The 22,527-nt window shown below is 35.5% G+C and carries 20 protein-coding genes and 1 other RNA gene; 8 read left to right on the top strand and 13 right to left on the bottom strand.

Features of this window, described 5'->3' with window-relative positions:
* Entirely contained in the window at nt 1-486 is a 486-nt protein-coding gene (locus SAUT_RS10265) for a GAF domain-containing protein (protein ID WP_013327821.1), read from the top strand.
* A 17-nt stretch (nt 487-503) separates the two neighbouring features.
* On the opposite strand, the gene SAUT_RS10260 is transcribed toward SAUT_RS10265, so the two are convergent.
* From SAUT_RS10260 to SAUT_RS10220, 10 genes are all read right to left on the bottom strand, one after another.
* Entirely contained in the window at nt 504-1,484 is a 981-nt protein-coding gene (locus SAUT_RS10260) for a lytic murein transglycosylase (protein ID WP_013327820.1), read from the bottom strand.
* The gene (murU, locus tag SAUT_RS10255) at nt 1,474-2,130 is read right to left on the bottom strand and encodes an N-acetylmuramate alpha-1-phosphate uridylyltransferase MurU (RefSeq protein WP_013327819.1); all 657 of its coding nucleotides are present in this window, start codon (nt 2,128-2,130) and stop codon (nt 1,474-1,476) included. The genes SAUT_RS10260 and murU overlap by 11 nt, the downstream gene beginning before the upstream one ends.
* 67 nt (nt 2,131-2,197) lie before the next feature.
* Nucleotides 2,198-3,145: an aminoglycoside phosphotransferase family protein gene (locus SAUT_RS10250; RefSeq protein ID WP_013327818.1), complete on the bottom strand. Its 948-nt coding sequence runs from the start codon at nt 3,143-3,145 to the stop codon at nt 2,198-2,200.
* Nucleotides 3,132-4,220, bottom strand: a complete 1,089-nt coding sequence (locus tag SAUT_RS10245; RefSeq protein WP_013327817.1) for an anhydro-N-acetylmuramic acid kinase — start codon at nt 4,218-4,220, stop codon at nt 3,132-3,134. The genes SAUT_RS10250 and SAUT_RS10245 overlap by 14 nt, the downstream gene beginning before the upstream one ends.
* Nucleotides 4,220-4,576, bottom strand: a complete 357-nt coding sequence (locus SAUT_RS10240; protein WP_013327816.1) for a DUF167 domain-containing protein — start codon at nt 4,574-4,576, stop codon at nt 4,220-4,222. The genes SAUT_RS10245 and SAUT_RS10240 overlap by 1 nt, the downstream gene beginning before the upstream one ends.
* On the bottom strand, nt 4,577-6,046 hold the full coding sequence (locus SAUT_RS10235) for a sodium:solute symporter (protein ID WP_013327815.1): 1,470 nt from the start codon (nt 6,044-6,046) through the stop codon (nt 4,577-4,579).
* On the bottom strand, nt 6,039-7,721 hold the full coding sequence (locus SAUT_RS10230) for a glycoside hydrolase family 3 N-terminal domain-containing protein (protein WP_013327814.1): 1,683 nt from the start codon (nt 7,719-7,721) through the stop codon (nt 6,039-6,041). Before SAUT_RS10230 ends, SAUT_RS10235 begins: the two co-directional genes overlap by 8 nt.
* Nucleotides 7,722-7,732: 11 nt before the next feature.
* Nucleotides 7,733-8,272 (bottom strand): nucleoside phosphorylase-I family protein, encoded by a 540-nt coding sequence (locus SAUT_RS10225; RefSeq protein ID WP_013327813.1) that lies wholly within the window; start codon nt 8,270-8,272, stop codon nt 7,733-7,735.
* Between the two features lie 55 nt (nt 8,273-8,327).
* An RNA gene (gene ffs / locus SAUT_RS11210) (signal recognition particle sRNA small type) lies at nt 8,328-8,425 on the bottom strand.
* Between the two features lie 28 nt (nt 8,426-8,453).
* Complete coding sequence (locus tag SAUT_RS10220; RefSeq protein ID WP_013327812.1) at nt 8,454-8,681, bottom strand: hypothetical protein; 228 nt, start codon at nt 8,679-8,681, stop codon at nt 8,454-8,456.
* An 84-nt stretch (nt 8,682-8,765) separates the two neighbouring features.
* Here SAUT_RS10220 and rpmI point away from each other — a divergent pair, with 84 nt between their 5' ends.
* From rpmI to SAUT_RS10205, 3 genes are all read left to right on the top strand, one after another.
* Complete coding sequence (gene rpmI, locus SAUT_RS10215) at nt 8,766-8,960, top strand: 50S ribosomal protein L35 (RefSeq protein WP_013327811.1); 195 nt, start codon at nt 8,766-8,768, stop codon at nt 8,958-8,960.
* A 112-nt stretch (nt 8,961-9,072) separates the two neighbouring features.
* Entirely contained in the window at nt 9,073-9,432 is a 360-nt protein-coding gene (rplT, locus tag SAUT_RS10210; RefSeq protein WP_013327810.1) for a 50S ribosomal protein L20, read from the top strand.
* A 112-nt stretch (nt 9,433-9,544) separates the two neighbouring features.
* Entirely contained in the window at nt 9,545-12,859 is a 3,315-nt protein-coding gene (locus SAUT_RS10205; RefSeq protein ID WP_013327809.1) for an EAL domain-containing protein, read from the top strand.
* A gap of 50 nt (nt 12,860-12,909) precedes the next feature.
* On the opposite strand, the gene SAUT_RS10200 is transcribed toward SAUT_RS10205, so the two are convergent.
* Genes SAUT_RS10200 through hrpB form a run of 3 tightly spaced genes read right to left on the bottom strand, consistent with a single transcriptional unit; the run spans nt 12,910 to nt 19,217 of the window.
* The gene (locus SAUT_RS10200; RefSeq protein WP_013327808.1) at nt 12,910-15,753 is read right to left on the bottom strand and encodes an EAL domain-containing protein; all 2,844 of its coding nucleotides are present in this window, start codon (nt 15,751-15,753) and stop codon (nt 12,910-12,912) included.
* Nucleotides 15,753-16,670 carry a cytochrome-c peroxidase gene (locus SAUT_RS10195; protein ID WP_013327807.1) on the bottom strand — a complete coding sequence of 306 codons (918 nt, stop codon included), beginning with the start codon at nt 16,668-16,670 and terminating at the stop codon, nt 15,753-15,755. The genes SAUT_RS10200 and SAUT_RS10195 overlap by 1 nt, the downstream gene beginning before the upstream one ends.
* 39 nt (nt 16,671-16,709) lie before the next feature.
* Nucleotides 16,710-19,217, bottom strand: coding sequence for an ATP-dependent helicase HrpB (gene hrpB, locus SAUT_RS10190; protein ID WP_013327806.1), 2,508 nt, complete (start codon nt 19,215-19,217; stop codon nt 16,710-16,712).
* 172 nt (nt 19,218-19,389) lie between these two features.
* Here hrpB and SAUT_RS10185 point away from each other — a divergent pair, with 172 nt between their 5' ends.
* The 4 genes from SAUT_RS10185 (at nt 19,390) to SAUT_RS10170 (ending at nt 22,435) form a co-directional block, all read left to right on the top strand.
* Complete coding sequence (locus tag SAUT_RS10185; protein WP_013327805.1) at nt 19,390-19,722, top strand: nucleotidyltransferase domain-containing protein; 333 nt, start codon at nt 19,390-19,392, stop codon at nt 19,720-19,722.
* The gene (locus SAUT_RS10180) at nt 19,719-20,135 is read left to right on the top strand and encodes a HEPN domain-containing protein (protein WP_013327804.1); all 417 of its coding nucleotides are present in this window, start codon (nt 19,719-19,721) and stop codon (nt 20,133-20,135) included. The genes SAUT_RS10185 and SAUT_RS10180 overlap by 4 nt, the downstream gene beginning before the upstream one ends.
* A gap of 540 nt (nt 20,136-20,675) precedes the next feature.
* Nucleotides 20,676-21,683, top strand: coding sequence for a hypothetical protein (locus SAUT_RS10175; protein WP_013327803.1), 1,008 nt, complete (start codon nt 20,676-20,678; stop codon nt 21,681-21,683).
* Nucleotides 21,680-22,435 carry a hypothetical protein gene (locus SAUT_RS10170; RefSeq protein ID WP_013327802.1) on the top strand — a complete coding sequence of 252 codons (756 nt, stop codon included), beginning with the start codon at nt 21,680-21,682 and terminating at the stop codon, nt 22,433-22,435. The genes SAUT_RS10175 and SAUT_RS10170 overlap by 4 nt, the downstream gene beginning before the upstream one ends.
* Nucleotides 22,436-22,527: the final 92 nt, after the last annotated feature.

Genomic DNA, 22,527 nt, shown 5'->3' with positions numbered 1-22,527 from the left:
ATGAAAAAATTCAATAAAATTGCCGAATTTGGTAAAAAACTGATGTCTATGGATGACATGAATAATACAATTGAATTGATTGCAGATGAGGCAAAAGAACTTGTCGGGGCACAAAGATGCTCTATATTTATAGTAGATAATGATGATGAAATGCTTTGGACGACACTCAGCGACGGTATAGGTAAAATAGTTGTTGCTCTTGATGCAGGTGTAGTCGGCGCAACCTATACAAGTAAAGCAGCTCAGGTGGTAAATAATCCTTATGAAGATGAAAGATTTTTGCCAAATATTGACAAAAAAAGCGGTTATATAACTCAAAATATGATAACCGTACCTATATTTAACTCTAAGCGAGAAGTTATGGGCGTTATACAACTTTTAAATAAAGAAACAGACTTTGATGAAGAAGATTTAGAAACACTTACTTTTTTTGCCAATTATGTTAGCGGAAGTTTGGAACTTGCACTTATAAGTTCCAAAGCCTGAAGACTAAAATATTTTAGTTACTTTTTGAGGAGTTTATGCGCGTCATCAGCAAGACGAATGACGCCGACGGCATAATTTGAGGAATTATTATAACGCATTATTTTTTCTACATATTTTTTCATGTACTGCAGATTTTTTTTGCCTTTTGTAAAGCATTTGTAGCGTTTTTTGCCTTTTGTACTCTTTTTGTAGCAAAAAGAGGCATTTTCGTATTTGTAGGCATAAGCATACCATTGTTCCTCTACAAGAGGGATATTAGGCATTTTTTCCCACTTTATGAGTGTGTCAAACTTTGCCTTTACATGTAAGAACCTTGCAGCAGAGAGAATAGCGTCTTCCATTTTTGTTAAATCTGCGACTTTCCCTTTGTATGAATCTGTATAAATAAAACTGTTTGGCATAAACTGCGGGATGCCGATAGCTCCGGCATAAGAACTTGGTAAATTGCATTGCTCAGGTTTCACACCTTGTTTGTAGCAGTGCTCAATGATAGACGCCATATTTGTTTTTCCCATTTTTAAGAGCCATTTTTCTCTACGTGAATTAGGTTTTGTTCTCATTACAATAGTATTAAAGACAATGAAAGCATCATGTGTAGGCTTTATTTTTCCGAGTTTTGTCTCTTTGAGCAAAATTGCGGCAATTATTTCACGGTTAACACCGTATTTCTTTTCAGCGTAATCATATACATCTTTATATTGTTTCAAATTTTTTACCATTTTTGGAACATAGCTTACAAGTACATTGTTCGCCTGTTTCTCTTTCTCTTTATGGTATTTTATTTTTGAAGGCTGTAGGTATTTCCAGCTGATTTCATCATACTTTTGTGTTTTAAAGTAAGAGAGCAGAAATTTATTGGCATACTCATAACTGACACCGTGATTTACGACTTTTTTGCATATATCTTCATAATGTTTGTTTTGAAAGGTGCAGTTGTCATATTTTGCAAAAAGTGATGTAGAAAAGAGCAGTAACGTTATGAGTAGTTTAGTTTTCATTTATCTCTTGAAGCCTTTTTGGTGTGCCTATATCGTGCCACATTTTATTAAACACTTCGCCACTGACGAACTTTTTGTCTATAAAATCTCGTAATATCGGGGTGAGTGAGCTTTTTTGTAACGCAACATCTTTAAAAAAATTCGGATGATAATAGCCTATGCCCGAAAAGGTGTACATGTCATCATCTTTATTTGTAACATGTCCGTTTTTCAGCCCAAAATCACCCTTTGGGTTATGAGGAGGATTCGGTACCAAAATCAAATGGGCAAGCTTTCCTTGAAGCTCAAAGTCGGGATTAAATTCATAATCGCAGAATATATCGCCGTTAACAACCAAAAAAGGCTCGTCGCCCAAAAGTGGCAGAGCTTTTTTGATGCCTCCCGCACTCTCTAATGCTCCTGTACCTTGTTCATCAGAGTAGTAAATTTTCACACCCCATTGTGAGCCGTCTTTTACATACTCCTCTATTTTGTAACCCAAATGGGCTATATTGATAATAATCTCTTCAAAACCGTTCTTTGCAAGTTTTTCTATATGCCACTCTATAAGTGTTTTACCCTTTACAGGTAACAAGGGTTTTGGCAGTGAATCGGTAAGAGGACGCATACGCTCACCCCGTCCCGCTGCAAGTATCATAGCATTCATAGTGTTCTGTCCTTAAATATATTAATGCAAGCTTGCCTTTTAGGTTTTCAAGCAACTCAAGCCCAGGTTAAAACTTGGGCTTGAGTTGTCGTAAAAACTCCGCAAACTCTTTCGTCTCATTATACCGCGAAGCAGTCTCAATAACATAACGCAATGTGAGAGGAATATCTTTTAAGTACCCTTCCTTGCCGTCTCGCAGATACAGACGTGAAAAAATACCAAGCACCTTTATATGCCGCTGTAGCCCCATAAAATCAAACCACTTTAAAAACTCTTCATCTTTTACATGTAAGCCCTTTTTTTGAGCAAACAAAAGTACCAATTCTTCTATATCCTCTCTCTCAAAAGCAATATAGCAGTCTTTTAACAGTGAAACCAAATCATAGGTCAGTGCCCCGCTCATAGCATCTTGATAATCAATAATACCCAGTTTGTTTTGCGGTGTGAGCATAATATTACGAGAGTGAAAATCACGATGTACAAAAATATTTTGCGGCTGTGATAAAACAACTTCAGATATTGCCTCAAGCGTGGAAGAGAGAAGCTCTTTTGCTTCTTTGGTTACATGTAAGCCTAGTTTTTTCTCCAAAAACCACTCCTGCATCAAATCCATCTCTGCATGGAGAAATTTTTTGTCATACAGAGGCAGGTTTTTTGCATCTGCTTTTTGCATTTTGAGTATTTCATCTATGGCTTTTTCATACAGCTCTTTAAAATTTTTTTGATTTAAAATATCAAGCAGATTTGTATTTCCAAAATCTTGTAAAATCAAATACCCGAGTGAAAGGTTCCGTGTAAGAATATTAGGTGCTTTGACGTTTACATGTAACAGTCTCTGTGTTATGTCAACAAAAGGGGCTAAAGAACTTTTTTCCAAAGAGGCATCCATGAGTATAACACTTTTGTTCTCTTTTTTGAGTCTGTAATATTTTCTAAAACTTGCATCGGCGGAGGCAATGCTTATGGCATAATCTTTAAAAGGCGTTTGTTTGAGCCACGCTTTAATCTGCTGCATATACGGCTCCTGCGATAGAATCTTTTTTTGCTCCCGTGACGTTGCGGAGTTTTAGAGGTTCTTTGTGTATGCGTTTTTTTGCAAACCAGGCAAAAGCCATCGCCTCCAAAAAATCACTGTTAATGCCTAGTGTATCACTTGGACTTACTTCGGCATGACAGAGCTTAGCGAGCCGCTGCATTAAAAAGCTGTTTTTTGCTCCGCCGCCGCAGACTATGAGCTGTGATGAGTGCGTGTTGTTGACATCATTTGCAATAGTTTGTGCGGTAAGTTCTAAAAGTGTTCTTTGCACCTGTGCATCGCTTAAATGCTCAAAACCTTGCAGTTTTTGTGTGAGCCATGCTTCATTGAAATACTCTCTGCCTGTGCTTTTTGGCGGCTGCTTTTGAAAGTAGACATCCATAAGCATTTTTGCAAGCAGGCTTTTATCTGTTTGCGCGCTCTTTGCAAAAGCTCCCTCTTTATCATACTCTTTAGCTTGTGTTTTTTGTATCCATAAATCCATTAAAACATTGCCACAGCCGACATCCCAGCCTTGAAGTTTTCCAAAAAGCAAAGAGATGTTTGCCATACCGCCGATGTTTACAAGTGCCATTTTTTGCTTCGTGTCTGCAAACAAAAATTTGTGAAATGCTGGTGCAAAAGGCGCACCTTGACCGCCGTGAGCGATGTCCATACCTCGAAAATCAGCCACAGTCGATATGCCTGTTTTGGCTGCAACAATGTTGGCGTTACCAAGCTGCATGGAAAAAGGGTAAGCAGAATCCGGTGCATGCCAGAGTGTTTGTCCGTGCAGACCAATGGCTGTTATATCCTTTACATGTAAAGCGTTTTTTTGTATAAAATCATTGATACACTCCGTAAAAAGCATTCCAAGTTTCATGTCACATTCACCGATTTGTTTGAGTGACACGCTTGAGGATATAAGTGCTAAAATCTCTTCTTTTAATACTTGTGGAAACGGATACTCATGAGCACTAAGGAGTCTGCATGTCGTGTCGCCGATTTCACACAAAGCGATGTCTATCCCGTCAAGACTCGTCCCGCTCATTACTCCTATATACAATTCTTTCATTATTTTGCTTTAAAAACAGATGGAAGCTTGTTTGGTCTTGTAACTCTAAGTTGTTTGTTAACATTCATTCTGCCAAATACTACTTCAATATCTTTTATTTTTACATCAAACTCATGGGCTAAAAATTTGACAAGATGATCGGTTGCTTTACCGTTTACCGGGGCGCACGCTACAGAAATTTTAAGCTGATTTCCAAAAGGTTTGCCGATTTTCGTGATTTTCGCGGAGGGTTTTCCCAATATGTTAAAAACCAATACATCATCTTCCCACCAAAACCATCTGTTTTTCTCTTTATGCTCTTGGAGTCTTTGTTCTTTTTCTATTTTATCTTCTTGATTTTTTCTTTTTTTTGCCATCTAATCTCCTTTGTCTCTCTGCATAATCAAAAAAGAAACAGCCGTTCCTAAAACCATCTGCCATGCAAAACCTATATGAATACCGAAAGTGTAGGGCTGTAGAGCTAAAACGCTTATAAATCCGCCGATTAAGGCAAAAGGAACTGCTTTAGTACTCCCGCGTGATGTAAAAACCGCCGAGAAAAATACACCTAGAAGTCCGGTATAAGCAAAGGTCATGACACCCAGCGCAAAACTTACAAGTGAAAGCTCGCTCTCTCTTTGCCAAAAGTAACTTATGATGGCCATGAGCGCGAGAATGACGGCGAACAAGAGTACGGCATTTCGTGAGGCTTTTAGAAAGTGTGCCTCATCAGTATTCGGATTTTTTTGCATTTTCCATGGTCTGTACAAATCTTCCACCGTGACAGAAGCCATAGCACCTAAAACAGAGTTTGTACTTGAGAGTGCAGCGGCGATGGCTCCGACTGTGACAAGACCTCTGAGCCCTGAGGGCATCTCATTTAAAATGTAGTACATAAAAATAGTAATGCTTTCACCTTGAAAGTTCTGTGTGACCTGACTTGTTTGGTAATGTACAAATAGAAGCGCCCCGATGCCTAAAAAAAGTAAAACGATGGGAATGGTAAAAATTATGGAAAGTATGAGTGACTTTGCGGCATCATTTTTGTTTTTGCAGCTGAGTACGCGCTGTGTCATATCCTGATCCAGTCCGAAAGCCGCTATATTTAAAAGCAGCCAGCCGCTAAAAAGTGCCAAAATACTGAACTTTCCATCAAGAGAAGTGTCTATTGCATGTAACTTATTGTGGGTTTGTAGAACTTGTAAAATATCAACATTATGAAGCGAAACATACAAATACCAAAAGACTAAAATTCCAGCACCGACATATGTGGCTGCCTGAATAACGTCACTGAAGATGATGGACTTTATGCCCCCAAAATAAGTATAGGCCAAAGCTCCCAGTATTAAAAGTATGATGGAGACAAGCATATGCATAAAGCTGATGTCTAAAAAAAGTATCATGCTCACAGCAAGTGCGCCGATGTAGAGTCTTGCCCCGCTTGCCATGATTCGTCCGAGCAAGAACATTAACCCTGCCTGCTTTTTTGCACTCTCACCATAGCGTGTTTGTAAAAGTTCGTAAACCGTTACGACCTTGTATTTGTAAAATTTCGGCACAAACACTACGGATATAAAGACAACGGCCAAAAGAGCAGATATGTAAAAACCAATAAAAGTAAAATCATGCACATAAGTAAATTCTGGAACACCCAAAAACGTAGCGGCTGACTGAGAGGTTGCAACGATGGAGACGGCAACAGCGAGCATAGGCATAGTGTTGGAACTGACAAAATAATCCCTTGCAGATTTGACTTTAAATTGAGAAAAGAGGTAAGAACTAATGGCAAGTACCAAAAAATAGGCCGCAAAAACGAACCAGTCCAAAGAGGAAAAACCGTTACTCATTCGCACCCTTGAGGTGTAAGTTTTTTACCCCATGTCTGACTTTTTGCATAAACTCTTCACCCGGGTCTGCTTTTTTTGTTCTATACCCGGCATCGCGTTCGAGCCAAAGCGGATTGTTTTGCATCTTTGTGTATTCATAATGACCGATGAGGTAGCTGATATTTGGGTATTTTTGCTTGAGATACTTTACAAGCGCTATGTTTGAGCGTACCTGAGCAGGTGTTAAATCTTCTTTTTTGTTTGCTTCTCCGCCGACATTTTCAATGCCGATACTTGAATAATTTAAGCCGATGACATGACGTGCCATAACATTATCGGGCATCAGTTGGTAAATCGTTCCGTCACGGTCAACCAAATAATGTGCCGAAACATTTAAAGCAGAGGCTTTTGCTATGTCTTTTCTGTCGGTAAGCAGTTTTTGGGGGTAGAGTCTGTTAAAACTGTTAGTTAAATCCATAACTGCAGTCCAGTGCAGTACGATTACTTTGGGTTTTATAGTAATGTTCTTTACATGTAAGCCGTAATGCTTTTGGATGTATGCACGTGTCATCTCTTTGCGTTTGTCACCAAATACTATGGGTTTTTGGATGATGGCATTCTTTACATGTAAGTTTGCTATACGTGCATTGGACTCTTTTATACGCTCTAGTGGAATTTTTTTGTTTTTGACCTGTTTGAAAATGGTTTCTACTATCTCTTTTGTAGAGTTGTGTGCGAGCTGATTGCCAAAAAGCAAGATGTCTACACCGCTGTTGATGGCTAAGGTCACGGCATCTTTGAGCGAATAATTTGCCGAGATGGCTTTCATCTGCATATCATCACTGATGATTACACCTTTAAAATGCAGGGTATTGCGTAAAAGTTTTGTGTTTGTTTTGTAAGAGAGTGTTGCAGGATATTTGTCATCCAAGTGGGCGTTGAAAACATGTGCTGTCATAATAGTGTCAGCTTTCCCTGTATTTATGAACAGCTTGTACGGCTCTAACTCTTTTTCCTGCCAGGTATGTGTAATGTCCACAAAGCCTTTATGTGAGTCACCGACAGATGAGCCGTGTCCGGGAAAATGTTTTAAAACAGAGATGACATTGTGCTTTGTTTGTACATCTATCATTGTCTGTGCGTATTTTACGACCTCTTTAGGGTCACTGCCATATGAACGCTCAAGAGCTACTATGACTTTGTTATTTGGGTTAATGCTCAAATCCACAACGGGAGCAAAGTTCATATTTATACCTGCGTCTTCAAGTATTTGTGCCTGTGTGTCGTAAATTTTTTCAGCTTTTTGTAAAGGCATGCATGAGACGGCATAGGCAGAGGGAATTTTTATAAATCCGTATTTGGGCTTGAGTCTGGCTACCTTTCCTCCCTCTTGATCCACAGCAATAAAAAGCGGTTTTTTTGAAAAATATTTTAAATGTTGTGTCAGCTTTTTTAACTGATAGGGAGAGAGTATATTTTTTGCTCTTTGTCTGTCTGTATAGAATTTGTCAAACAGAATGACACCGCCCAAATCATACTGCTGAATGTCACTCACTATTTGTGATTGTGGCTCTATATAACTTTCATCAAAACCAACAATCAGCATGCGGCCTATCATTTTTTTGAGTTGTGTGTCTGTAGGCTGCGCGGCAATGAGTGCTGTAAAAAGGGTTAATAAAAGCAAAAATATTTTCATTATAAGTAATCCTAATCAAATGTTATACTATTTATATCATCTATAACATTAAATAAAAGTGATTTGGTTCCTTCTTTTGTTACCTTTTTTGGTTCAAAATGGTCGCTTACTACTTTTAAAATATGAAATTTTTTAATGGCAGGGTTATGGAAAACAGCGTCATAAAACCCGTAACTTTCCATATCTACTATAGTTGCTTGTTCACTTGCAACTTCTTCATCTTTACATGTAAGGGTCTGTTTATCTGCACCTAATAAATAAGAGGTATCTTTATATATAATTTCGCCAACCTCTATAAGTTCGCCTATACTGTGACTTTTTGGTGCTGCGCAAATTCCTACGTTGAGGTAAATATCATCATCTGTGATGTCAAAATTGTTTATGAGTGTCTGAGTTGCAAGTCTGGCATTACTGACGCCGATGCCGCTTATGATGAGCTTGATATTTTTATTTTGAAAAAGTGTGTAGTTTTGCAGTTTATTTTTTTTAAGTCTGTATTTGTCAACAAAGGCTTGAGCTTCTGGTTTGAGAGCGGTTACTATGTAAAGCATAGTTTCTCTTTTTTGTTTTCTGAGCCTCTATTATAATAGTTTAGGCTTTAGGTGCCCCTCTCCAGATTGCTGCGGCACATAGCATACTAAGGCGTGCTGCTGTATTCCTACCCTGACACATTACCTCAGTATACCATTGCACAGGTCTAAAGAGAAGCGGTGAAATTATAGCAAAATTTCCTTAATCATTTCTATATTTAGAAATACCGCAGGGCTGATTCGGTGTCGGAGGATGCTCTTTGAGGTAGGTCAAATCTTCTAATGTCTGGTCAAGCACTCTTTTTTGCTGTAAAATAGGCAGCATTAGATTGTCTTTTTCATTAAGAGGAATACTCCAGTCAAGTAAAATTTTTTGTACCTCGTCATCAAGCTCTTTGAGGGCGTTTTGTATATGTTTTATTGAATTCATAGGCAGAGTATAGCAAAAAATAGCAACATTTTAAAAAAGTTTGGGTATAATTGCACTTCCAAAATTTTACGAAAAGGATTATCGATGCCAAAAATGAAATCGGTAAAAGGCGCTGTAAAGCGTTTTAAAGTTAAGAAAAACGGTCAAGTTAAACGCGGAACTGCGTTTAGAAGCCACATTCTTACTAAACAAGATGCACAAACTCGTCGTGAGCAAAACACTCCAAAAGTAGTTGCTAAATCAGATGAGAAAAACATTAAGGAAATGATCGTCAGCTAAGTGCTGATAGATTTTTAATCTCCAACTTCTTTAATAGAGTTGGGCAAGTCCACCATTGATGTGGCACCTTGATTACATGTATGTGACTAGGTAAAGAAACAAAAGGAAAGATATGCCAAGAGTTAAAACAGGTGTTGTTCGTAGAAGAAGACACAAAAAGATACTAAAATTAGCGAAAGGTTTTTACAGCGGTCGCCGTAAACATTTCAGAAAAGCTAAAGAGCAGATAGAACGCTCATTAATGTATGCGTTCCGTGACAGAAAGCAGAAAAAACGTGAGTTCCGTAAACTATGGATCATCCGTATTAATGCAGCGGCTCGTTTAAATGGTATGAACTATTCAACTTTTATGAATGGTCTTCACAAATCTGGTATCGAACTTGATCGTAAAATTCTTGCTGATATGGCAATGAACGATGCGGCTGCATTTACAGCAGTTGTTGACGCTTCTAAAGCTGCATTAACAAAATAATAATCCTCCCTCAAGCCCTTTTGGGCTTGAACTTCTTTAAAATTTCCCTTTCAACTCCTTTTTATTAATTTTATCTTAAAATGTAGAAACCTTATATCTTTGGATACCTATCATGACACTGCTGGGCAAGTGGAAACGCTATTTATTTATACTTTTTGTGCTATTGACATCTATTTCTTTGGCTATTACATTGGTTTACTATAAAACAAATACACAAAAAATAGCAAATGAAATTTTAAATAATCAAAATACTTACCTGCAAAAGAGTTTAAACTTATATAAAAATAATCTTGAACATATTGCAAAAGATTGGGCAATTTGGGATGAGACTTATAACTTTGTAAAAGGTATAAGCCGAGAAAAATACATACAATCAGACTTTGGCGGTGATGAGACTCTCATTAATTTAAATATAGATGCTATGCTGTTTTTCAATAGTAAATATGATATGCTCTATGGAAGAGTTGTTCATAATTCCAAAGAAAAGGAACTTGCCGCTACGCCCCAATTGTTAACTTCATATATGAATAAACTTAAACTTTCAAAGAAAACAGTTCTTATAGATTATGTAAAAAAAGGAAAAATTCTTTTACTTTTAAGTGTTCCGATACAACAGAACGCTCATAGAGGTAAAAGCAATGGTCTTTTTGTAATTTATAAAATACTCAATGCCGATGATTTTAAAAATACGAACATATTGAATGTCAATATTATTGGAGGCTCAAAGCAAAACAGTTACAAATTGCAAAATTTTGACAAATTAATCCTCTGTAACACATTTGAGGGCGCTACAAAACACTTTTGTATACAAAGTACACTCAGACCTGAAGTACTAAAAACTTTTTACTACTCTACACTCTATGCAATTTTAATGATAATGTTCATCTCTTCACTGGCTGTAATATTGATTTATATACTTGTACATCCAATGATAAAAAAACTTACAAGTTTAAGTAAAAATGTTGATGAAATGGTTACTGATGGCACGGTGAAAACGTTGCCTGAGTTTGAGGCACAAGAGTTTCAGACTTTAACAGATGCTATACAAAGCATCGTTAATAAACTGCATAATAATGAACAAATGCTCAAATTTATACTTGACAATGTACCTGTAGGTATTTTTATATACCAGCCAAACATCTTATATGCGAACAGTTATACGCTTGAAGATTTTAAAATAGACGCAAAAAAACTCTCTTCATACACGCCTGATATGCTGCTTGATGAGAGTGTGTCAAAAGCAATTCGCCAAGAGATTCAAAAAACGCAAGACGCAAGAATAAAAAACAAAGATGTCGGAGCCCGAAATTATGAACTGCAATTGAACATAAATGGTATTGTTTTGGATGTTATCGCTGTTTCACAGAGCATTATCTATAAAGGAAAACCGGCAGGCATTGTCGGATTTATAGACAACACGGAGTCAAATAAAACAAAAGAAGAACTTTCGGAGTTACTGCACTATCTGCCGCTCGTAGCCTATAGAACGCGCATATTTAAAGATGAGAGTTATCAAATTACTGTTTCAAATGCTATAGAAAAGCTGACAGGTTTTACTCGCAAGGAAGTTGAATCAAGTCCATCTTGGTGGCAAGAACATATTTATGAGCCAGACAGAGAAGAAGTTTTGAGTGCGCAAGGCGAACTTTTTCAAAAGGGCTACTTAGAACATCAATACCGTTTAGAATGTAAAGACGGCTCCTATATTTGGATTGATAACAGAGCCATTAATTTAAACAAGGATGATATGCTTCAGGATATTTTAGGTTTTTGGAATGAAATAACAACATTAAAGCTTCATGAAGCGGCAAATAAAGCCATAGCTAAGATTGACAGACATTTTTTGATACAAAATGATGAAGAAGAAATATTTTTCTATATATGTAAGCATACAGTTGAGAGTGAATTTTGTGAACAGGTTGTTTTGACTAGACAATCAGGGAAAAAGTACAGTTATCCTGAGAGTGCAACAAACTTTAAAATGCAAAAGCATCTTGAAGTTGCATATGCAGATGAGGTATTGGAGATTGACTTTTATTTAAAAGCAAAAATAACAAAACATGAACTGTTTGAAAATATTTTTACTGCTTTTAAAAATAATGTAGAAACCGGTTTAAAAGCACTCCTCCATGAAAGAAGACTAAACTATTTGACTTACACTGATATTATCTGCGGTTTTCCAAATGCCAATGCTCTTGTTGAAAAAATAAAAGATTATAAAAAACCTTTTGCACTGGCAATGATAAATATACGCGCTTTTTCAAGCATTAATCTGCTGTATGGATTTGAGTTTGGAAACGAAGTACTTTGTAGGGTAGCTGATATAATTAAAAAGATACTTCGTAAAGAAGATATAGTTTATCATCTGTCAGGTGATAGATTCTGTGTTTTTATTAATATAGAAGCAAGAGATATTCTTGACAAAATAGTTAAAAAGATTGCTAAAGAGTGCGCGTACAACATTATGGTAGAACAAAGGCATATTCCTATCAGTTGTAGGTTTGGTATGGCAAAATATCCTGATGACAGTAACAATAGTTCACAAATAAAAGACTTGGCAATGACAGCGCTTTCTTATGCGAGCAGAGATAAAAAAGAGACAGTATTTTATGAAGATAAAATGAAAGAGATGCTGAACAATCACGCTGAGACAGAAACGAGACTTATAGATGCCATAGCACATAACAAATTTGAGTTTTATTATCAACCTATAGTAGATGCAAAAACACAAAAAGTTGTTCATTGTGAAGCACTTATCAGGCTTAAAGATGAGAACAACAAGCCAATATCACCGGAGTATATGATACACGTTGCAGAAGAACTTGGTCTCATTAAAAAAATTACAAAAATTGTCACAAAAAATGTTGCGATGCAGCAGAAAATATGGCAGCAGAAAGGTTTACATGTAAAAGTGGCTATTAACCTCTCTTCTTATGATATTGAAGATGAAGACTTTAGTCTCTTTTTTGCGCAAACTATTGTAAAGTATGGACTGAATAACAAGAGTATAGCAGTAGAGATTACGGAAAGAACAGCAGTACAAAATTATGAAGCGGCACAGAAATTTTTACAACACATGAAAGAGTTGGGTATACCCGTAGAGATTGATGATTTTGGTGTGGCAAACTCTTCGTTGCATCAAATAACAGAGATGGAGTTTGACACACTCAAAATAGACAAATCTTTTGTTGATAAAATACTAGAGGATGAAAAAGACAGAGAAATTGTAAATGTCATTCTTCAGACGGCAAAGATTTTAAATGTTACAACGTTGGCTGAAGGTGTGGAAACAAAAGAGCAGTATGAGTGGCTCAAAGATAAAGGCTGCGATATGATACAAGGGTACTACTTTTCCAAACCATTGTGTGTCAAAGATTTTGAAGCATATATGCTCTCTTATAAAGAGCCTCTGGATAGTGCCACCTAAGAAAAAGCTCTTCTTTTCATAGAGATGCCTGAGGGTTGAAAATATACTGGTTAAACGCGAAAATTTTCAATAATCTCCTTACATGTAACCGGTCGCGAGAAAAGATAACCTTGTCCGAGGTCACAGTTTGCTTTGCTGAGAAAATTTTCTTGATCTTGTGTTTCGATGCCTTCAGCAACTATCACATAACCGAGTGTTTTTGAAAGAGCAATAATGGCTTCTATAATGACATTATCTGAACTTCCATGTGCTATGTCATCTACAAAAGACTTATCTATTTTGATGGTGTCGGTTGGAAGTTGTTTAAGGTAGGACATAGATGAGTAGCCTGTACCAAAATCATCGATGGAAATTTTAAATCCATGATTTCTGAAGTTTTGTAAAATATTCATATTGGCAATGGTGTGTTCCATTATGAAGCGTTCAGTGATTTCAATCTCTATCTCATGTGGTTTGACATTGTGTCTTGTTGCTATGGCTAAAAAAGTTTCTAAAAGATGGGCTTCTTTAAACTGTAAACTAGAAACATTGATGGCAATATATTTTATTTGGGAGTTTGCATGCTTCATCTTTTTAAATGCTTTACATGACTCTTCAAAGACAAAATACCCGAGTTGGATTATAGTTCCGTTCTCTTCAGCGACAGGAATAAATTCATCAGGGGGAACATTACCAAGCGTTGGATTCTGCCATCGGATGAGCGCTTCAGCAGAGTGAATGGTTTTTGTACTGAGCTTGTATTGTGGTTGAAAAACCATATAGAGCTCATTGTTTTGTAAAGCACTGCGAAGCGCCATGTCAATGTCTAGTCTATGCTGTATACCTTCGGAGAGTTCTTTAGTATAGTATCGGAAATTATTTTTTCCTGTCTCTTTAGTAAGATACATGGCACTGTCGGCATGTTTTATGAGTGTGTGTGAATCTTCCCCATTTTCCGGATAAAGGGCTATACCGATACTCGCGGTAGTGATAAGAGAATGTTGGGCTACATTTATGGGCTCTTCGAGGTTTTCTATGATATTTGAAGCTATTATTGCCGCATCACTTGCAGATGCCAGATTTTCTAAAATTACAACAAACTCATCACCGCCCCAGCGAGAGATAAAGTCACTCTCTCGGAGTGTAGTTTTAAGCCTTGAAGCAACAGCTTTTAACACTTCATCTCCTATGTCGTGCCCGAGTGTATCGTTGATGACTTTAAATCGGTCAAGATCTATGAACAGTATAGCTAAGAGAGAGGTGTTTCTATGAGCTACTACTAAAGCATGTTTTAAATATTCCTCAAAATTTACGCGGTTATAAAGCCCCGTAAGTGGATCATGATAAGCAAGATAATCAGCTTTTGCCTGTGAAGTTTCCAGCTCTCTGAGATCGGTTTGCACTATGATATAGTTGACAACGTCACCTTTGCTGTCTGTGATTTTTTTAATCGTTGTCCAGACAGGAATGATCTCTCCGGACTTGGTTTTATTGACAAATTTTCCTTTCCATATGCCATATTCTATGAGCTGATTCCAGGTATCTTTATAAAAACTTTTCTCTTGTACTCCTGAGTGTAAAAAGCTGAGGTTTTTTCCTTTTATTTCCTCCAATGTGTATCCGTATATGTTTGTAAATGCAGTGTTTACAGAGACAACTTTTCCTTCTACATCAGCTATTATAATGACCTCTTCTGTATTTTCAAAAACTGTAGCAGCTTGGGCAAGTTTTTTGTTTTGTTCTATATACTCCGTAATGTCAAGCTTGAGAGCAATATAGTTGACGAGTTTGCCTTGAAGAAATATGGGAACAATAGAAGCTTTTTCATACAAAAGAGTGCCGTCTTTTCTCTTGTTGATAAACTGCCCCTCCCACTTTTCGCCTTTTGCAAGTTTGGTGTTGAGTTCTTTATATATATTTTCATCTTGGGGTTTTGATTTTAATATTCTTGGATTTTGCCCAAGAACTTCTTGTGCTTTATACCCAGTTGCTTTTTCAAATGTTTCATTGACATAGACGATTTTTTTCTCTGCATCTGTCATAACAACAATATTGTCACTATGTTCTATGGCATATTTAAAGGCTAAAAGTTCTTTTTTTGTTTTGTTTGACTCAAGATGAGAGAGAATAAGTGCAAACAAAATAAAAACTGTAAAGAGGAAAAAAGTACCCACCAGCCATGTTTGGTGCTGAAGATTTCTTTCATAGTCATGTATAATATGTAGCTTGAGCGCTTTTATTTGTTCATAAAGAGGATTTGCTTGAATCTCTTGTGAAACCTCTTTGAGTGACTGGAGTGTTTGAAGCATTACTTTAGAATGCCTGTAAAAAGTATATAGATATTGGCTTTTTTCATTATGGGTAATGATTTTAAGCTTATTGAGTTTTTTATCTATACTTTTTTTATCGATATAGTCACTTGAAGCATATCTCAAAATATAAAAAAGAGTTTCATTGGTGAGGTTTTTTGCCTGAAGTGAAATTTCAGGAGCATCAGAAATAGTTGTATGCAGATCAAAAAGAAAGTGCGAGCTGTTGATAAGAGCAGAATTTTGTGCTTTAAAATATTCTAAATCTTCGACTTTCTTTTGAAAATTTTTTGAGATATCTTTTAGAAGAGCAGAAGTATCTGTATTGTATTTTTCTAAATCATTGCTTAAGCTCTTAAACGTTTGCTGAAACTTTTTTTCTTGCTTAACAACTTCATCATAGTTTGTAAATTTGTTTGCAGTAAAAGTGAAGTTGTAAAGCTCTTTGTCTATAAGTTGTAGAGTTGTTATTTTGTTACTTTGCAGGGAAAAATTGCTCATACTCTCTTTTATTTTGTACCCATTAGCAAACATAATGAAGACAAAGAGAATAAAAACAAAGAGTATAAATGTAGTTCTGTCGGCTTGTTTAAATTTCTCTATCATCAGGGCTCAATATTTTTAGGAAGTTCACCATTGAGTGATTTTAAAAAAGCTGTTATCTTTGAAATCTCTTCTTTTGTAATATGGCGGCCAAGTTGATACTGAGACATAATTTGAACAGCTTCTTTAAGATTATATGTCCGTCCATCATGAAAGTAGGGCGCGGTTCTTGCAATATTACGAAGTGAGGGAACTTTAAAGAAATATTTATCTCTCTCTTTGTGAGTAATATTGTATCTTCCCAGCCATTCTGAGTTTGTTTCGTCAAAAATACCGAATTTATTATACAGGTTGCCACCAATATTTTCCCCGTGGTGACAGCTTGCACATCCCTTTGACTTAAAAAGCTCATACCCTTCTTTTTCATTTTGCGTGAGTGCGTTTTCATCGCCTCTGAGATAGTTGTCAAAGCGAGAATTTGGAGTAATGAGAGTTTTTTCATACTCTGCTATGGCATCACTAATGGTTTGTTTGGTAATGCCCTCCTTATAAAGTGCATCAAAAAGTTTTTTATATTTGCTTTTTTTGAGTTTTGCTATGACTTCCTCAAAGGAAGAGCCCATTTCAATAGGATTTTCAATAGGTCCTGCGGCTTGTTCTTGCAGATCTTTTGCCCGGCCATCCCAAAATTGTCGGAAATTAAAATAGGCATTATAGACAGTAGGAGCATTAACTATCCCCTCTTGTCCTTTAATACCAAAAGAAAACTTGAGTCCATCATCACCACCCTGTTGCAAGTTGTGGCATGTTGCACAGCTGATAGTGTCATCATGCGAGAGAATAGGGTCAAAAAAGAGCTCTTTTCCGAGTTTTGCTTTTGTTTGGTTGACTTTTACATTCTGGGGCAATGGAGTGATAGGCTCACTTGCCATTAAAAGAGTAAGACTGAAAAGAAAAAATATAATTATTGTTTTATGCATAATATTATTATATCACAGAGACGCTGAAAGAACATTATTTTAACTCTTCATCATGTGTTTTTTAGTTTTATTTGTAGCAACAGCTTCAAAAGGGTTCTCCGGCCAATAGTGCCTTTTATATCTTCCTCTTACTTCTTTTCTAACCTCGGCGTAGGAGTTCTCCCAAAAGCTTTTTAAATCATATGTGATTTGTATAGGCGTCATCGCCGGGGTTAAGAGGTGAATTTGCAAAGGCAGAGTGTTGTTCAGTACTTTTGGGGTTTCATGCAGACCAAATACCTCTTGTATCTTTACATGTAAAGAGGGTTTTTCGTAGTCTGCATAATCTATGTAAATGTTTGAATCGCTTGGCACTTTGATACTTGGAGGTGCCTGTGTATCTAAAAGCTGCTGCGCATCCCACGGCAATAGCGAGAGCAGCATTGTGTAAACATCCAAGGCTTCAAGCTCTTTGATGCTTGTAATGTTTGAAAGGTAAGGTGCTAGCCAATCATCAAGCGAATCAAGCAGTGCTTCATCGCTAAAGTCTGTAAATTCCTGATGATGATTTAAAAAGTTTACCCTGTTTTTTAATCTTGTAGCTTTTTTACTCCAGGTCAAAATCTCTAAGCCCTCTTTTTTTATTAATTCTACAAGCAGTTTTGTCAAGTCTTGTTTTGCAGACGGCTGAAGAGGTTTGGAGTGCAGCAGCAGTTGTAAAAAGTAAGTCTCCTTTCTTATGCCAAACTTCTTCGCTTCTTTGTTATAGGTTATAGATTCTTTGTTGAGAATGAAAGAAGAAAAGTATTGTTCTATATCTGCCATTGTTATGCTAAGTGCCAGGTTTATAACCGAGTCTTTGTCATGTGCATGGAGATTTGCTACAACTAAATACTCTTGATTAAATAAAGAGTCCTCATCATGTAACAACGCGCCCTTGCCATTGCTGAGTATGTATTTGTTGTCATTGTTCGCTCTGCGCCTTGCCAGCCTGTCAGGATAGGCAAAAAGAAGTAGTACACTGAGTATGTCTTTGTTTAACGAACTGTTTTTCTTTGCAACCTTTTTTATACTTTTGAGTTTTTTATAAAAGAATTCTGCTGAGCTTACAACCTCTTTGGCCCTAAATCTATTTATGTATTCACTGTTGAAATCTTTTTCAAACAGATGTGTGTACCTTGACAATATATCGCTCTCTTTTGATGAGTTTTTGAAAATATCTTTTTCCCCTAAAAGTGAGGCTAGTAGACAGGCTTCATATGCAAAACCTAAATCATTGGCTTTTAAAATCATATAGGCAAATCTGGGGTGAAGACCTAAGCTAAGAGCGTCTTTTCCAAAAGGGGTAATTTTAAATGAGTCATCAAGCATAGCGAGCTCTTTTAAAACTTTTTTTGTCTCTTGGATGATTTTTTGATTTGGAATATCGAGAAATTTCAGCTCATTAAATTCCTCAACACCCCATAAAGCCAAATCTAACACAAGTGAAGACAAATCTGTTCGAAGTATTTCGGGTTTTGTTGATTGTTGCAGTGGTTTTGACTCATGCCACAGTCTGTAACAGACTCCACTGGAGAGTCTTCCTGCTCTACCGGCTCTTTGAACGGCCGAGTCTTTTGAAATAAAAGTCGTCTCCAAATGATTCATAGCATTGGAGTAGTTATATCGTGATTGTTTCTCTAAGCCGGAGTCTATAACCACCCTCACGCCCTCTATAGTAAGGGATGTCTGCGCGATGTTTGTGCTGAGTATGATTTTTCGCTTTGAAGACGGGGATAAAGCCTTGTCTTGCTCGTTTTTTGGCAATGAAGAATAGAGCGGTAAAATTAAGATATCTTTATAGCCCAAGGAGTTTAAAAGTGAACTTTGTAGATTCTTTATCTCTTTAACTCCTGCTAAAAATACTAAAATATCTCCCTTATTTTCTTTAATGGCTTTAAGTGTTGTATTTAAAAGTAAGGAGTTGAGAGACCTTGCATCAGGCTGTTTTGTCTTAATGTCAAGATGTTTATTTGTAACCTCATACATTCTGCCCTTTGAAGTGATGAGCGGAACTTCACCGAGTAAAGAAGAAAGCTCATTGGAGTCAAGTGTAGCAGACATGATTAATATTTTTAAATCATCACGAAGAAGTTCTTGCACCTGTAAAGACAGAGCAAGTGACAAATCAGTATGAATACTACGCTCATGAAACTCATCAAAAATAATCATTGCAACATCATCCAAAGTTTGGTTACTTTGGAGTTTGCGAACCAAAATAGCCTCTGTCACAACTAAAATTTTGGTTTGCTTCGTGTATACGCTGTCCCTCTTTACCTGATAACCGACACTCTGCCTCAGCTCTTCACCCAAAAGTTTCGCCATCTGGGAAGCAACAGTGCGCGTAGCTACTCGCCGCGGCTCAAGCATAATAATCATCTTATCACCAAGCCAAGCCTCATCAAGCAAAGAAATAGGTACAACAGTACTTTTCCCCGCACCCGGAGGAGCTTGTAAAATGAGTCTGTTGTTGGTTTTTAGTGAGTTCTTGACATTTTCTAAGACATCATGTATGGGCAGGTTTCTCATATAAAGTATTATACATTATATATGCTGTAATTTTTTGTGAAAATTTAAAATAAAAATGGTGGACCCTCAGGGATTCGAACCCTGGGAGGTATGACCCTCGCCGGTTTTCAGAAATGAATTTAGCTATAAATACAAAAAAAGAAAAAAGAAAAAATAATGTTATAATAATGTTATGAAAGATTTAGAGATAATCAAACAAAATATTATTATCAGATTAAAACCATTAAAACTAGATAAAGTAATCCTTTTTGGAAGTTATGCGTATGGAAATCCAACTGATGATAGTGATATCGATTTATATGTGGTAACAAAAGATGATTTTCTTCCTCAAACTTTTAAAGAAAAAAGTACATTGACAAAAAAAGTCTCAAGAGCAATAAGAGATTTAAGAAGCGATATAGCAATAGACCTTATTGTTCACACAAAAACTATGCATCAAAAATTTGTAGAACTCAATAGTTCATTTTCAAAAGAACTTTTAAATAAAGGGATTGTTCTTTTATGAGTTCTGCACTAGCTTTAGAGTGGTTAAAAGCTTCCTACGGCGATATATTAGTATTGGAAAAAATTAAAGATGAAGAGTTAATTACGCATATGACATCTTTTCATGCTCAACAATCCATAGAAAAATCGTTAAAAGCACTCTTAGAATATAATACTCAAAAAATACCAAAAAAACATGATGTACTTATGTTAAAAGACAGAGTTGAAAAATATTTGCAAATAGAGAATGAAGACATATTAGAAGATTCAAATACTTTATATATAGATTCAAGATACCCTGGTGATATGGGGTTATTGCCAAATGGTAAACCTACGATAAAAGAAGCTCAAGAATTTTCTGATTTTGCAAACAAAATTTTCAATGAAGTATGTATATTACTAGATGTTGATATTTCAAAAATGTCTAATTTGTAGTCAATTTTTTCCTAAATTCAAATCATAAATGCAGTTTAACTGGGTGCTATGAATTGATGGGATGGAAAGTGGTTTTTTTGAAAGCTTAAAATTTTGGTTTTTGAGTTTTTAAAATGTTTTAGAAGTTTGTATTTTAGGGGTTTAAAAATGGTGGACCCTCAGAGATTCGAAAAATGGTTGGGTAATAATTATATCAAACAACACCCCTACAGCTGGTGGTTTCAACACCCTCTATACATTTGTTACAGTTACTCAATTTAATAACATCATAAACCCAATCAAACCACCTATATAGGGAGGTATTTTGTAGTTAAGTATGAGGTAACTCTGTTACTGTAACAATTTTCATTTTTGTTACTGTAACAAACTGTTATATTGGGAGTATTATAGCGAAATAATTTCATATTTATTTATCATTCTAAACAACTATTTATGATTAGAGTTCGAAGGATAATTAGAGATTCGAACTAACTGAAATAATATTTTATGTAACATATATTAAATGTCTATAACTTATTTATAGTTACATAGATAAAATTTATGTTACAATTAGATATGAAGAATAAAAATCAACTAATTTCATATCTTGAAAAAATATTACATTTAGATGTATCTATAAGCCATATGAAGTTAGAGTATAAGAAATCATTACCAGTTGCGATAAAAAGTAATTATGAAATTTTTACCATTGAGATAGAGAATGTTAATGTAGTTGTTTTACATACTCATGAACAAGACTTACAAAGTATTAAAAAACATTTATCGCTCTTTAAAGAAGCTCTCTCTTTACCTATTGCTTTAAGCATAGAAAATATTAGTAGTTCTACTAAAAAATATTTAATTGAAAATGCTATCTCTTTTATATCAGATGAATCTATTTATTTGCCACAGTTGTTGATATACTTAAAAGATATTAATACTAAGAAGAAAAAGAGTACAAATAAAAAACTCTCTAAATTAGCCCAAACTATCTTAATTTATGCCTATTCACAAAGATATTTTGAGTTAGATATTAATGAGAGTGCCGACATATTTAATGTTACTAAGATGAGTACAAGTAGGGCTTTAAATGAACTAGTTGAGTTTGAGCTATTATCTAAAGAGTCTATTGGACGAAAGAATGAATACTCATTAAACCGAGATATTGAAATTGATAATATGTTTAACAAGTTAAAATCTCCTGTTCAAGATAGAGTTTTTATTAAAAAAGAAGATTTAGTATATTTTGAGGAAAAAGTGAAAGCTTCTTATAGTGCATTGTCAGTCTATACAAACATTACAAACTATAAACCTATCTATGCGGTTGAGAAAAAACAATTTGATAAAATACTAAAACAAGACAATCCAATATCTATATATGAAAAAGAGTATGATAATGAGCTAATAGAACTTGAATTATGGCGATACTCACCACTTCAAATTCAAAATGACATTGTGGATAAAATCTCTCTATATTTATCTCTTAAAGATACTGTTAGTGTAGAAGATAGTAGAGTAATGGATGCTATGAGTGAACTATATAATGATATAAAAGGTATGATAAATTGATTCAAGGTTTAGTAAATTTTACAGATTATTTTAAAGATTACAGCGAAGACTATGTGGTTATTGGTGGACTTGCAACTGCTATGGTTATGAATGATTTAGGATTTGTGGCTCGTGCAACTAAAGATATAGATTTAGTTGTTATCTCAAAAAACAATGAAGAGTTTATTAAAAAATTACTTGGGTTTATTGAAGTTGCTGGGTACAAAACTAAGCAACGAACCGATAATGATTCTAGACATAATTTATTTAGATTTCTTGATAGTGAGGATAAAACATATCCTGAGCAAATTGAACTGTTTGCAATACATACAGAAGATTCAGAAATTCTAAAAGATAGTCATATTATCCCTATCAAAACACCTGAGTTCTATGATTATTTATCTGCAATACTTTTAGACAAAGATTATTTTGAGTTACTGATAAAACACACTACAAATATTGATGGGCTTCATGTAGCAACTCCTGAAGTTCTAATCCCTCTAAAAATGCATGCTCATATAAATCTTTTAAAAGATAATCACCCTGATGCCAAGAAACACCTTACAGATGTTATTAGACTAGCAACTATGCTAGATGGAGAAGAAAGTATAGTTTTAACAGATAATCCTAAAAAGGATTATTTAGAATTTCTACCATTATTAGAAGCAGTTGAGTCAAATACAATACGAAATATTTTAAAAAGTGCAGGGGTAGGGAAACTACAAGAAAGTATCAAAGAACTACTTGAAAATGTATATATTATTTCAGAGTAATGAATATATTTAAATTAAATTTGAAGGGCATATACAATTTGAATTTATAGAATTTAAGATGTCTCAAGAATTTTATTAATATAATCTAATCT

Source organism: Sulfurimonas autotrophica DSM 16294 (assembly GCF_000147355.1).
Classification (GTDB): Bacteria; Campylobacterota; Campylobacteria; order Campylobacterales; family Sulfurimonadaceae; genus Sulfurimonas; species Sulfurimonas autotrophica.
Note: the sequence above shows the minus strand (reverse complement) of the source record. Positions and strands in the feature narration are given on the sequence as shown.

Bases quoted from the DNA above. Each gene is read 5' to 3' on its own strand.
- SAUT_RS10200 (WP_013327808.1), bottom strand. From the start codon at position 15,753: ATGATAGAGAAATTTAAACAAGCCGACAGAACTACATTTATACTCTTT.
- SAUT_RS10175 (WP_013327803.1), top strand. From the start codon at position 20,676: ATGTTACAATTAGATATGAAGAATAAAAATCAACTAATTTCATATCTT.
- murU (WP_013327819.1), bottom strand. From the start codon at position 2,130: ATGAATGCTATGATACTTGCAGCGGGACGGGGTGAGCGTATGCGTCCT.
- SAUT_RS10260 (WP_013327820.1), bottom strand. From the start codon at position 1,484: ATGAAAACTAAACTACTCATAACGTTACTGCTCTTTTCTACATCACTT.
- SAUT_RS10230 (WP_013327814.1), bottom strand. From the start codon at position 7,721: ATGAAAATATTTTTGCTTTTATTAACCCTTTTTACAGCACTCATTGCC.
- SAUT_RS10180 (WP_013327804.1), top strand. From the start codon at position 19,719: ATGAGTTCTGCACTAGCTTTAGAGTGGTTAAAAGCTTCCTACGGCGAT.
- SAUT_RS10225 (WP_013327813.1), bottom strand. From the start codon at position 8,272: ATGCTTTACATAGTAACCGCTCTCAAACCAGAAGCTCAAGCCTTTGTT.
- SAUT_RS10245 (WP_013327817.1), bottom strand. From the start codon at position 4,220: ATGAAAGAATTGTATATAGGAGTAATGAGCGGGACGAGTCTTGACGGG.
- SAUT_RS10235 (WP_013327815.1), bottom strand. From the start codon at position 6,046: ATGAGTAACGGTTTTTCCTCTTTGGACTGGTTCGTTTTTGCGGCCTAT.
- SAUT_RS10220 (WP_013327812.1), bottom strand. From the start codon at position 8,681: ATGAATTCAATAAAACATATACAAAACGCCCTCAAAGAGCTTGATGAC.
- hrpB (WP_013327806.1), bottom strand. From the start codon at position 19,217: ATGAGAAACCTGCCCATACATGATGTCTTAGAAAATGTCAAGAACTCA.
- SAUT_RS10250 (WP_013327818.1), bottom strand. From the start codon at position 3,145: ATGCAGCAGATTAAAGCGTGGCTCAAACAAACGCCTTTTAAAGATTAT.
- SAUT_RS10265 (WP_013327821.1), top strand. From the start codon at position 1: ATGAAAAAATTCAATAAAATTGCCGAATTTGGTAAAAAACTGATGTCT.
- rplT (WP_013327810.1), top strand. From the start codon at position 9,073: ATGCCAAGAGTTAAAACAGGTGTTGTTCGTAGAAGAAGACACAAAAAG.
- SAUT_RS10240 (WP_013327816.1), bottom strand. From the start codon at position 4,576: ATGGCAAAAAAAAGAAAAAATCAAGAAGATAAAATAGAAAAAGAACAA.
- SAUT_RS10195 (WP_013327807.1), bottom strand. From the start codon at position 16,670: ATGCATAAAACAATAATTATATTTTTTCTTTTCAGTCTTACTCTTTTA.
- SAUT_RS10185 (WP_013327805.1), top strand. From the start codon at position 19,390: ATGAAAGATTTAGAGATAATCAAACAAAATATTATTATCAGATTAAAA.
- rpmI (WP_013327811.1), top strand. From the start codon at position 8,766: ATGCCAAAAATGAAATCGGTAAAAGGCGCTGTAAAGCGTTTTAAAGTT.
- SAUT_RS10205 (WP_013327809.1), top strand. From the start codon at position 9,545: ATGACACTGCTGGGCAAGTGGAAACGCTATTTATTTATACTTTTTGTG.